The following is an 11,188-nucleotide window of genomic DNA, read 5'->3' on the forward strand; positions in this document are numbered from 1 at the left end:
AGTACCGCAGTTTGCTGCGGTGGTTAATAAAAAATCGGCGGCATCTTATCGCGTTGTGCGATTTATGCAATGGTTAATATTAACGCAATCGTTATCGCCTTGCGCTGATGATTTAGCGCGCTAGAATGAGCGCCCTCCCTTGAAAACAGACAGAGAATCATGAGCGATCCCTTTTCCGCGCCGGACCACACCCTGGATGCCCTTGGCCTGCGCTGTCCGGAGCCGGTGATGATGGTGCGCAAAACCGTGCGCCAGATGCAGGCGGGTGAAACCCTGCTGATTATCGCCGACGATCCGGCGACCACGCGTGATATTCCCGGCTTTTGCCGTTTTATGGAGCATACGTTGCTGGCACAGCAGACGGAAAGCCTGCCGTATCAGTACCTGATCCAGAAAGGCGCGGACGCCTGAGGGCATCCGCGCGCAGCTTAACGTGAACGCAGCAACCGCAGCGCATTGGCAGTCACCAACGCGGTGGCACCGGAATCCGCCAGCACTGCCAGCCACAAGCCGGTAATGCCGAGTAGCGTGGTGATGAGGAACAAGGCCTTCAGCCCCAGCGCCAGCGCGATATTCTGACGGATAATGCGGCGGGTACGGCGTGCCAGCGCCACGGTGCGCGGCAGAATCGCCAGCCGGTTTTGCGTCAGGGCCGCATCGGCTGCTTCCAGTGCAACATCGGTGCCGCTGCCCATCGCAATCCCTATGGTAGCGGCTTTCATCGCCGGGGCATCATTGATGCCATCGCCAATCATTGCCAGCGATTGTTGTGCATCCAGATCGCGTACCGCGGCAACCTTATCAGCAGGCAGCAGGCCCGCGCGATAATCAATCCCCAGGTCTGCGGCGATGGCGGCGGCGGCACGCGGATTATCACCGGTTAGCATCAGGCTGCTGACATCGAGTTGTTGTAGCGCCGCTACGGCGCTCGCGGCCTCGCTTCGTAACTTATCCTGCAACGCCAGCACACCCAGCGGGCGGGCATCCTGCAACAGCACCACCACGGTTTTTCCTTCGGCTTCAAGCTGCGCGATGGTTTGCTGCTGATCCTCAAGCAGGTTTTTCACTTCGCGCGGGGCCAGCAATTGATAGCTGATGCTCGCAATCTGCGCTGCAATGCCGCCACCGGGCAACGTGCGCTGATCGCGGGCCTCAGGCAGGGAAAGCTGGCGACGGCTGGCTTCCGCGACGATCGCCATTGCCAATGGGTGACTGGAGCCAAGTTCTACCGCTGCGCCTGATGTTAGCAAGGTTTCAGGTTGGGCGTCACCAAAGGGTACCACGTCGGTCACCTGCGGCTTACCCTCGGTCAGGGTGCCGGTTTTATCAAACGCCATGATGGTGACGCGGCTGAGTCTTTCCAGCGCGGCTCCCCCTTTAATCAGCGCTCCCTGACGTGCCGCAGCAGCCAGCCCAGAGGTAATGGCTGCCGGGGTAGAGATCACCAGTGCACAGGGGCACCCAATCAGCAGCAGCGTCAAACCTTTGTAAATCCATGACAGCCAGTCAGCGCCACCCAACAGCGGCGGCAACGTCATCACCAGCACCGCCAGCAACATAATCGCCGGGGTGTAAAGGCGGCTAAAGCGATCGATAAAACGTTCGATCGGTGCGCGGTGGCTTTCTGATTCCTCGATCAGTTGCAGGATACGATCAATAGCGCTGTGGCCGGGTTCCGAGATCACTTGTAGCGTTACCAGACGGTCGACGCTGGTGGCTCCGGCCATCACTGTCTCACCGGGTTGGCGTGCTACCGGCAACGATTCGCCGGTCAATGCGCTTTCGTCAAAGCTGGCCGCGCTGGCAAGTAACTCGCCATCGGCAGGCAAACGGCCACCCGCAGCCACTTCAATGACATCGCCGGGGCGTAAATCCGCCAGCGCGACTTGTTCACGCTGTGCACCACGCACGCGGGTAGCGGTATCCGGGCGCAGCGCCATCAGCGCGGTCACACCACGACGGGCGCGAGTGGCGGCATAGGCTTCCAGCCGTTCACCCAGCAGGAACAGCAGCAAGACCATCGCGGCTTCGGCATGGGCGCCAATCACCAGCGCACCGCCAGCGGCGAGGGTCATCAGGGTTTCGATACTGAAAGGGGAACCGCTACGTAGCAGACGCCATGCGCTGCGGGCCACCGGCAGCAGGCCGACTAAGGTGGTCACAATAAACAGGCGATCGCCCCAGACCGGAGCAACCAAGCTGAGGAGCCAACTGGCGAGCATCAATAGCGCCAGCAGCAGCAATCCGGCATTTTCCCGTAAACGGCCTGGTTGAGGTTGTGGCTCGGTGGAGGTCAGGCGGAAACCGGCGTTTTTTACCGCCTGTTCGATCGCCGGACGGATATCATTTTCAGCGTCAACCACCAGTTTCTCGCTGGCGAAGATGACACGGGCGTTGCGCACCTGCGGCAGTTTTTGTACGGCAGTTTCGATTTTGCGTGCGCAGCTCGGGCAATCCATCCCGGCAATTTGCCAGCGGAATTGTTGGGTGTCAGGGCCGGACCTGTCGCTCTCTTCGTCGGCGTCGCCACCGCCGGGACTGCCGTTATCGCAGCAGCTACAGTTGCTGTCTGGCGTGACCGGCTGTGCGGCGGAAATCTGTAATGTCACCGGGCGCGCGCGGCTAATGCCACAAAGTGGCTGCGGTTTGCTATGGCTTTTACCACAACGACAGGCGTGGGAATGTTGATGCATGTAACCTCCGGATTCAGGGACGGACAAAGGTCCGTACCCTGATGCTACACTCTGGAGTGCACTCCAGAGTCAAGCGTTGGAGCTTACTTTTTCTTCAATTGAGCCACAAAGAACGCACGATCATAAAATGACCGGCAAAGTAGCAGGCGGCAACGATGGCGCTATCCGGGCTGTAACGACGACGATAGTGGGTGATAAACCAGACGATATTCGCCAGCAGCAGCAATGCGGCACCGACCATGAGTGAGAAGCTGTAATCCGTCGGGCGGAAGAAGTAATTTTCAGCGGCCATCCAGGTCATGACCAGCGTCATGCCAATAAAGGTGCACACCGGCCAGCGCAACTCTTCCAGCTTGCTCCAGATGATGGCAATCAAGAGTACACCGATAATCAGCAGCGTTAGTGGTACCGGCCAGAAGAAGCTGATCGTCATATGCGCGGCAAAGCTGATGGTGTAGAGCAGATGCGAGAGGAAGAAAGCCCCCAGCGCATACAGCATCTGCTGGCGAGGCAACAGCGTCAGCGCATCGCCAACCAGCGTGGCGACCAGGCCGGCAAGAATCAGGTAATCGGTGGGGTTAAAGGTGGGCGCTTGCCAGGCCCAGGCCACCAGCAGCAACAGGGTGACGGGTTTAAATAACCAACGTTGCCACTGCGGGCCGCGGTAAGTTGCATCGACATAGAGCCAACCGGAAAAAAGTACGGCAAGGAAAGACCAAAGCATGTTTTCTCCCTTTTCTGGACGTGATGTCCGCCAGTCTGATGAATTTTCCCAAAAACGCGATCCCAGTGTAAGTTACCGGCGGTGAATGTGACAATCGGGCAACTCTGGTTGTATGCTTGGGCCTCTTTACCTTTCCGACATTAACGCAAAGCACGAGAGAAAACATGAGCAAACCACCGCTACTCTTTTTTATCGTTCTGGCGATTATTGCTGTTTTGGCGACCCGTCAGTTTATCAAGCAACGCCGTGAAACGGCGGTGAACGATGCTTCCCCGATCCAAACCCTGAGTGTAGAAATCAAAACCAAACGTGAGTATCCGTCACCCAATCGCCGTTCGCGCCAGCGTGAAGTGATTGCCGGGGAAGATATGCGTTATGAAGCCTGGTTTCACCCGCTGAATGGCGCGGGCGATTTCAAGCTGGTCGTCAATGCCGGGGATTATCATCAGATGGATAAAGGGGTGAAGGGCGAGCTGAAAATGCAGGGCACCCGCTTTGTGAGTTTCACTCCCCTGTAACGGCGCGATTTATCGCGCCGTTACGTAAAAAACATTATCCTTTCGGATAATGTTTTTTCTGCCACGCCAGCAGTTCAAACACGCCAAAGAAGAAAATCTTTAATTGTGTGGCGCGTCCCAGTTTGGGCGCTTCCTTCGGCTGCGTGGCGCGCAGCAAGACCAGCTGCAAACCGTGCATGATGATCATAAAGAACAGCGCCACATGCACGAAATAGCGCAGCGGCGTTGGAAATGGCTGGACCAGATTTAACAGCAAAAAGGCCCAGACGCAGATCATTAATAAACGTCCCAGATTAAGCCACATCACACATCTCCTTGTTGGCGTTGATATAAACGATAAGCGACCTGGCCGGCAATTTTCTCACGATACAGATCCCAGCAGGCAGGAACCGGAGGGGCGCCATGCTCCACCTCACTTTCGACATAAATCAGCGCTTCGGCTGCCAGCCAGCCGTTTTGCTCCAGCAGCATCAGCGTCTCCTGCAACAATCCCTTACGGAATGGCGGATCAACAAACACCACATCAAAGGGCTCACCCGGCTGACTCAGCCATTGTAGCGTATTGGTCTGTACCACTTTTCCATTGCTGGCGCGCAGCGTTTGCAGATTTTGCGTCAATTGTTGTGCCACCGGGCGCTCCAGCTCCAACAGGGTGGCAGAGCCGGCAAAGCGCGACAGCGCTTCCAAACCGAGCGCACCGCTGCCAGCAAAGCAATCCAGGCAGCGTGCCTGCTGAATGTCCGGGGCTAGCCAGTTAAACAAGGTTTCGCGTACCCGGTCGGTGGTCGGGCGCAGGCCCGCGCTGTCGGGCACCGGCAATTTACGGCCGCGCCATTGACCGCCAATGATGCGGATCTGACCAGCAGCGCCGCTGCTGCGGGGGGATTTACTCATTTTGCTCACAACTCGTCATAATTTGTTGCGTAGTTTAACGGGCGTGGAAGGCAGAAGAAACGTAAAAAAGGGTGCTGTGGTGCGCTGGCTGGAAAGTGTTAGACTAGTGAGTTGGTATGGCGCGTGTAATTCACTGATTTTTACGCGGCTAAAGCCTTCAAATTGAATTTTTTATCCCCTGGGAACAGCGTGCTACCGGGAATAAGCCATCGAGGAGTGTGGTTACACAATGGCAAAAGAGAAAAAACGCGGCTTTTTTTCCTGGCTGGGCTTTGGCAAAGAAGAAGAGACGCAACAGCCTGCCGAAGAGCAGCAACAACCCGCTGAGGTGGCGCAGGAGCCAGCCGTTGAAGAGAGCGCGTTAGATCGCGCCGAAGCGCAGGCGGAAGAAACCGTTGCCGTCACCGAGCAGGTGGCAGAGCAGCAGGCTGAAGCGCCGGACGTTGTCGTCGCCGAAGAAGTCCTGCCAGAAACCCAGCAGCCACCTGAAGTTGAGCTGGTTGCCGAGGTCGAGCAGGACGAAGAAGACACCGCGCTGAGCGATGAAGAACTCGAAGCGCTGGCGCTGGCGGAAGAAGCGCCAGAAGCGGAACCCGAAGTCGAGCCGGAAGTCGCGCAGGATACCGTCAGCGATCTGCCGCTGGCCGCTGCGCCGTTGGTGGCGCAGGAGCAGGAACGTCCAACCAAAGAGGGCTTCTTTGCCCGTCTGAAACGTAGCCTGGTAAAAACGCGCGCTAATCTTGGTTCCGGGTTCATCAGCCTGTTCCGTGGCAAGAAAATCGATGACGATTTGTTTGAGGAACTGGAAGAGCAGCTGTTGATTGCTGACGTTGGTGTTGAAACCACGCGCCGCATCATCACCAATCTGACGCAGCAGGCAGACCGTAAACAACTACGGGATGCCGAAGCGTTGTATGGTTTGCTGAAAGCGGAAATGGCCGGAATTCTCGATAAAGTCGATGCTCCGCTGGATGTATCAGGCAAAACGCCGTTTGTCATCCTGATGGTTGGGGTCAACGGCGTTGGTAAAACCACCACTATCGGCAAGCTGGCGCGCCAGTATCAGGCCGAAGGCAAATCCGTGATGCTGGCGGCGGGCGATACCTTCCGTGCGGCTGCGGTTGAGCAGTTGCAGGTCTGGGGTCAGCGCAACAACATCCCGGTTATTGCCCAGCACACCGGTGCGGATTCCGCATCCGTGATCTTTGACGCCATTCAGGCGGCGAAAGCGCGTAATGTCGATGTGTTGATCGCCGATACCGCCGGACGTCTGCAAAACAAATCGCACCTGATGGAAGAGTTAAAGAAAATCACCCGCGTGATGAAGAAACTGGATGAAGATGCGCCGCATGAAGTGATGCTGACCATTGACGCCAGCACCGGACAGAACGCCATCAGCCAGGCGAAACTGTTCCATGAAGCGGTGGGCCTGACTGGCATCACCCTGACAAAACTGGATGGCACTGCGAAAGGTGGTGTGATCTTCTCGGTTGCCGATCAGTTTGGCATTCCGATTCGTTATATCGGTGTCGGGGAAGGCATCGAGGATTTACGGCCGTTTAAGGCCGCAGACTTTATTGAGGCACTGTTTGCCCGAGAGGACTAATTGGGATGATTCGCTTTGAAGAGGTCAGTAAGGCATATCTGGGCGGACGTCAGGCGCTCCAGGGGGTGGATTTTCATCTGCGCCCCGGTGAAATGGCGTTTCTGACCGGCCACTCTGGCGCGGGGAAAAGTACCTTACTGAAGCTGATTTGTGGTATTGAGCGCCCGAGCGCCGGGAAAATCTGGTTCAGTGGGCACGACATCTCCCGGCTGCGGAATAGCGAAGTGCCTTTTTTGCGTCGTCAGATTGGCATGATCTTCCAGGATCACCATCTGCTGATGGATCGTTCGGTGTATGACAACGTGGCGATCCCGCTGATCATCTCGGGAGCCAGCGGTGAGGATATTCGTCGTCGCGTCTCTGCGGCACTGGATAAAGTGGGCCTGCTCGACAAAGCGAAAAGTTTCCCGATTCAGCTCTCTGGTGGTGAACAGCAGCGCGTCGGTATTGCGCGCGCGGTGGTGAATAAACCCGCCGTACTGCTGGCGGATGAACCGACCGGTAACCTTGATGAAGCGTTGTCGGAAGATATTCTGCGCCTGTTTGAAGAGTTCAACCGCGTTGGTGTAACGGTGCTGATGGCTACCCATGATATGGGCCTGATTGCCCGTCGTAACTATCGCATGATGACGCTTAATCAGGGACGCCTGCACGGAGGCCATGATGGTCAATAAACGCAATAAGCGCACACCGGCGCCGAAAGCGAAACAGCCTTCAAAAAGCAAAGCGCTGAAGGGCGGCTGGCAGGAGCAGTGGCGCTATGCGCTGCGCGGCACGCTGTCTGATATGTGGCGTCAGCCGTTGGCGACGTTGCTGACGGTAATGGTGATTGCCATCTCGCTGACGCTGCCGAGCGTCTGCTATATGGTGTGGAAAAACGTCAGCCAGGCGGCTACCCAGTGGTATCCGGCTCCGCAGCTGACGGTATATCTCTCCAAAACGCTGGATGACACCGCGGCGGAAAACGTCACCGCGCAGCTGAAGCAGTTGGACGGCGTGAAGAACGTCGACTATCTGACGCGGGAAGAGGCGCTCAACGAATTCCGCAACTGGTCCGGTTTTGGCGGCGCGATGGATATGCTGGAGCAGAATCCGTTGCCAGCCGTGGCGATTATCACGCCGAATCTGAATTTCCAGAGCGCCGATACACTGGCGAGCCTGCGTGATCGGGTGTCCAAAGTGCAGGGCGTCGATGAAGTGCGCATGGATGACAGTTGGTTTGCCCGTCTGGCGGCGTTGTCCGGGCTGGTAGGACAAATTGCGGAGATCATTGGTCTGTTAATGGTAATCGCGGTATTCCTGGTGATTGGCAACAGCGTGCGTCTCAGCATTTTTGCGCGCCGCGATACCATTAACGTTCAGAAATTGCTGGGTGCGACTGACGGCTTTATCCTGCGTCCGTTCCTGTATGGCGGGGCGATGCTGGGTTTAAGTGGCGCGGTGTTATCGCTGATTTTGTCTGAAGTGCTGGTGCTGCGTCTGCAATCGGTGGTCGCGCAGGTGGCGCAGGTATTCGGCACCAGCTTTGATCTGGAAGGATTTTCCTGGGATGAAGCGCTGCTGCTGTTGTTAATTGCTGCCATCATCGGCTGGATTGCTGCCTGGCTGGCAACGGTACAACATTTACGCCGATTTACGCCCCAGTAAACGCCTGACACATTTTTTTGGTATAATAGTCCTCTGCTGCCGACAATCGGGCGCAGAGGATTTTTTCTCCGCTTCCCTTCCTGTCATCTGTGTGTAAAATATTCACTGTTACGATGGAACTTGTGGATAACTTTGATCTCTAAGTTCGGGTAGCACAGATTGCTTTCGGATTTCCCGCGACGTTGACTTAATGTATCGTCTGTTCATGGGAACGTGCAGCAATATTCCACTGAATTTGTGAGGGTTTGAATGACCAAAGAAATGCAAACTTTAGCTATTGCTCCTCTTGGTAACCTGGAATCGTATATTCGGGCCGCCAACGTCTGGCCGATGCTGTCGGCAGAAGAGGAAAAAGCGCTGGCTGAACGGCTGCATTACCAGGGCGATCTGGATGCGGCTAAGACGCTGATCCTGTCTCATCTGCGCTTTGTTGTTCATATCGCTCGTAACTATTCCGGTTACGGCTTGCCACAGGCAGACCTGATTCAGGAAGGGAACATCGGCCTGATGAAGGCGGTGCGTCGCTTCAATCCTGAAGTGGGTGTGCGTCTGGTGTCGTTTGCCGTGCACTGGATTAAAGCTGAGATTCACGAATACGTGCTGCGTAACTGGCGTATTGTGAAGGTCGCTACCACGAAAGCACAGCGTAAGCTGTTCTTTAACCTGCGTAAAACCAAGCAGCGTCTGGGCTGGTTTAACCAGGACGAAGTCGAGATGGTAGCGCGCGAGCTGGGCGTGAGCAGCAAAGATGTGCGTGAAATGGAATCGCGCATGGCGGCACAGGATATGACTTTCGACATGTCGTCTGACGACGAAAACGGCGAAAGCAAAACCATGGCTCCGGTGCTGTATCTCCAGGATAAAACGTCTGACTTTGCTGATGGCATTGAAGAGGACAACTGGGATGCACACGCCGCCGATAAACTGACCGACGCGATGCAGGGCCTGGACGAGCGTAGTCAGCACATCATCCGTGCGCGCTGGCTGGATGAAGAGAACAAAACCACCTTGCAGGAACTGGCCGACCAATACGGCGTTTCCGCAGAGCGTGTACGCCAGCTGGAAAAGAACGCCATGAAGAAATTACGTATGGCGATTGAAGCCTGATAAAAGCACATAACCTGTAGCGGCGCGAGAAATCGCGCCGCTACGTTTTTATCGTGTCCAGCCATCACCCTGCGCGCGAAAGCCGCAAGCCTGCATAAACGCAGCACGAACGTCCTGTTCATCAGCGCCGTCATCGGCCACCCACCACTCTGCCAGCGCGCTGTTCTGCGCCAGCGTCTCCTCCAGCAAATATTTCCCCACGCCGCGACGACGCGTCACTTCCCGCACCTGAAGATGGGTAATTTTTCCCTGCGCGCCCTGAATGGTCAGTTGCAGTGCCGCCAGCAGACGATCATTAAAGCGCGCGGCATACATCCGCTGCGTCTCGCTCAGCTGGGCTTCCAGCTGTGAAATATCGATTTCCGGCCAGACTTTGGTCAGGTCGATTCGATCCTGCGTCGTCAACGATGTTAAGCGCTGAATAGTGAGCTTCATTCCCCGTACCTGTACTAGTGCAAAGGGCATAGTGTAGCGAATTTAGACAGTCAGAGCGCTGTCACTTTTTTTTGATGAAAATAGGTCAAACAACAGCCTGTTTGCCAGGATGATAGTTGAACAGGGCGATGGTTGGTTAAATAGCCAGCATAATTAGCTGGCAAGTCGGCGAAAATACGGCCATAACAACCAGACGATTCTGCTGTTCAACCCAGCTATAACTGAATATGTCAGTTGATTTACAGAAGAAACTTCCTGTTTAATAACCTGAAAAATAAAGCCTTATTACCAATAAATGCCAGAAAAGTGCGCTAACTCATTATTCCAGAATCAGTTTTCCTCTTTCACTGGCAGAAAATAATCCAACTCACAACAGACACGACATAACAGATGGGGAAGTTCGCATGAAAATGAGTAAAGGACGCGCATTATTGGCGGGCTGCGTAGCGCTGGCGATGAGCCATGCGGCGCTGGCAAAAGACATCAAAATTGCCATCGTCGGCGCAGCAACCGGTCCGGTAGCCCAATACGGCGACATGCAATTTACCGGTGCGGCACAGGCCATTAAAGACATCAATGCCAAAGGCGGTGTCAACGGCGATAAACTGGTTGGCGTGGAATATGACGATGCCTGCGACCCGAAACAAGCGGTAGCGGTTGCCAACAAAGTTGTGAACGATGGCATCAAATACGTTATCGGTCACCTCTGCTCCTCTTCTACCCAGCCGGCGTCTGATATCTATAACGACGAAGGCGTGCTGATGATCACCCCGGCAGCGACCGCACCGGAACTGACCGCGCGTGGTTATGCTGACGTGATGCGCACCACCGGCCTCGACTCCGATCAGGGCCCGACGGCGGCAAACTACATCCTCGATACCATCAAACCAAAACGTATCGCTGTGGTGCATGACAAGCAGCAATACGGCCAGGGTCTGGCGGAGTCGGTGCAGAAAACCCTGAAAGCCAAAGGCGGCAACGTGGTGCTGTTCGAAGGTATCACTGCTGGCGATAAAGATTTCTCCACCCTGATTGCGCGTCTGAAGAAAGACAACGTCGACTTCGTTTACTACGGTGGTTACTACCCGGAGCTGGGTCAGATTCTGCGCCAGGCAAAAGCCGCGGGCCTGAACGCGGGCTTTATGGGACCGGAAGGGGTGGGCAACGCCTCACTGTCTAACATTGCCGGTGATGCATCTGAAGGTCTGTACGTGACCCTGCCGAAGCGTTATGACCAGCTGCCGGACAACAAAGCGATTGTTGACGCCATCAAAGCCAACACCGCACCGAACCGCAAAGATCCGACCGGTCCGTTCGTCTGGACCACCTATGCCGCGATTCAGTCGCTGGTGGCCGGTATCGAGCGCAGCAAGAGCGACGAGCCTGATGCGATCGCCAAGAACCTGAAAGAAGGCGCACCGGTTCCGACCGTGATGGGCAACCTGAGCTGGGACCAGAAAGGTGACCTGAAAGGCTTCGAATTCGGCATCTTCAAATGGCATAAAGACGGCTCATCAACCGCGATCAAGTAATCGTTGCATCCAGCACGATCGCAAGGGCGGCC

The 11,188-nt window shown here is 55.8% G+C and carries 12 protein-coding genes; 7 read left to right on the forward strand and 5 right to left on the reverse strand.

Going from position 1 to position 11,188, the window contains the following annotated elements:
* Nucleotides 1-159 precede the first annotated feature (159 nt).
* Complete coding sequence (gene tusA, locus AC6I8N_RS01525) at nucleotides 160-411, forward strand: sulfurtransferase TusA (protein ID WP_021186275.1); 252 nt, start codon at nucleotides 160-162, stop codon at nucleotides 409-411.
* Between the two features lie 17 nt (nucleotides 412-428).
* Here tusA and AC6I8N_RS01530 read toward each other — a convergent pair whose 3' ends face one another.
* Nucleotides 429-2,693, reverse strand: a complete 2,265-nt coding sequence (locus AC6I8N_RS01530) for a zinc/cadmium/mercury/lead-transporting ATPase (RefSeq protein ID WP_497829902.1) — start codon at nucleotides 2,691-2,693, stop codon at nucleotides 429-431.
* Between the two features lie 94 nt (nucleotides 2,694-2,787).
* On the reverse strand, nucleotides 2,788-3,417 hold the full coding sequence (locus tag AC6I8N_RS01535; protein WP_208724587.1) for a lysoplasmalogenase: 630 nt from the start codon (nucleotides 3,415-3,417) through the stop codon (nucleotides 2,788-2,790).
* Between the two features lie 164 nt (nucleotides 3,418-3,581).
* Between AC6I8N_RS01535 and AC6I8N_RS01540 the strand changes: the two genes are divergently transcribed.
* Nucleotides 3,582-3,935 (forward strand): DUF2500 domain-containing protein, encoded by a 354-nt coding sequence (locus AC6I8N_RS01540; RefSeq protein WP_021186278.1) that lies wholly within the window; start codon nucleotides 3,582-3,584, stop codon nucleotides 3,933-3,935.
* A 34-nt stretch (nucleotides 3,936-3,969) separates the two neighbouring features.
* On the opposite strand, the gene AC6I8N_RS01545 is transcribed toward AC6I8N_RS01540, so the two are convergent.
* Both AC6I8N_RS01545 and rsmD read right to left on the reverse strand, forming a co-directional pair.
* Nucleotides 3,970-4,239: a DUF1145 family protein gene (locus AC6I8N_RS01545; protein WP_021184046.1), complete on the reverse strand. Its 270-nt coding sequence runs from the start codon at nucleotides 4,237-4,239 to the stop codon at nucleotides 3,970-3,972.
* Nucleotides 4,239-4,829 carry a 16S rRNA (guanine(966)-N(2))-methyltransferase gene (rsmD, locus tag AC6I8N_RS01550; protein WP_497829903.1) on the reverse strand — a complete coding sequence of 197 codons (591 nt, stop codon included), beginning with the start codon at nucleotides 4,827-4,829 and terminating at the stop codon, nucleotides 4,239-4,241. The genes AC6I8N_RS01545 and rsmD overlap by 1 nt, the downstream gene beginning before the upstream one ends.
* 229 nt (nucleotides 4,830-5,058) lie before the next feature.
* On the opposite strand from rsmD, the gene ftsY reads away from it, so the two are divergent.
* The 4 genes from ftsY to rpoH all read left to right on the forward strand — a co-directional run bounded on the left by ftsY (nucleotide 5,059) and on the right by rpoH (nucleotide 9,189).
* On the forward strand, nucleotides 5,059-6,435 hold the full coding sequence (ftsY, locus tag AC6I8N_RS01555; RefSeq protein ID WP_497829904.1) for a signal recognition particle-docking protein FtsY: 1,377 nt from the start codon (nucleotides 5,059-5,061) through the stop codon (nucleotides 6,433-6,435).
* A gap of 5 nt (nucleotides 6,436-6,440) precedes the next feature.
* A complete protein-coding gene (ftsE, locus tag AC6I8N_RS01560; RefSeq protein ID WP_013507452.1) occupies nucleotides 6,441-7,109 on the forward strand; it encodes a cell division ATP-binding protein FtsE in 669 nt (222 codons plus the stop codon).
* Nucleotides 7,099-8,082, forward strand: a complete 984-nt coding sequence (ftsX, locus tag AC6I8N_RS01565) for a permease-like cell division protein FtsX (protein WP_021184049.1) — start codon at nucleotides 7,099-7,101, stop codon at nucleotides 8,080-8,082. The genes ftsE and ftsX overlap by 11 nt, the downstream gene beginning before the upstream one ends.
* A gap of 249 nt (nucleotides 8,083-8,331) precedes the next feature.
* On the forward strand, nucleotides 8,332-9,189 hold the full coding sequence (gene rpoH / locus AC6I8N_RS01570; protein WP_021184050.1) for an RNA polymerase sigma factor RpoH: 858 nt from the start codon (nucleotides 8,332-8,334) through the stop codon (nucleotides 9,187-9,189).
* A gap of 48 nt (nucleotides 9,190-9,237) precedes the next feature.
* Here rpoH and panM read toward each other — a convergent pair whose 3' ends face one another.
* Nucleotides 9,238-9,624 (reverse strand): aspartate 1-decarboxylase autocleavage activator PanM, encoded by a 387-nt coding sequence (panM, locus tag AC6I8N_RS01575; protein ID WP_497829905.1) that lies wholly within the window; start codon nucleotides 9,622-9,624, stop codon nucleotides 9,238-9,240.
* Between the two features lie 404 nt (nucleotides 9,625-10,028).
* Here panM and AC6I8N_RS01580 point away from each other — a divergent pair, with 404 nt between their 5' ends.
* Nucleotides 10,029-11,156 carry a branched-chain amino acid ABC transporter substrate-binding protein gene (locus AC6I8N_RS01580; protein WP_021184052.1) on the forward strand — a complete coding sequence of 376 codons (1,128 nt, stop codon included), beginning with the start codon at nucleotides 10,029-10,031 and terminating at the stop codon, nucleotides 11,154-11,156.
* The last annotated feature ends 32 nt before the right edge of the window (nucleotides 11,157-11,188 follow it).

The organism is Pantoea sp. X-Soil-TKNS-1279, assembly GCF_059730565.1.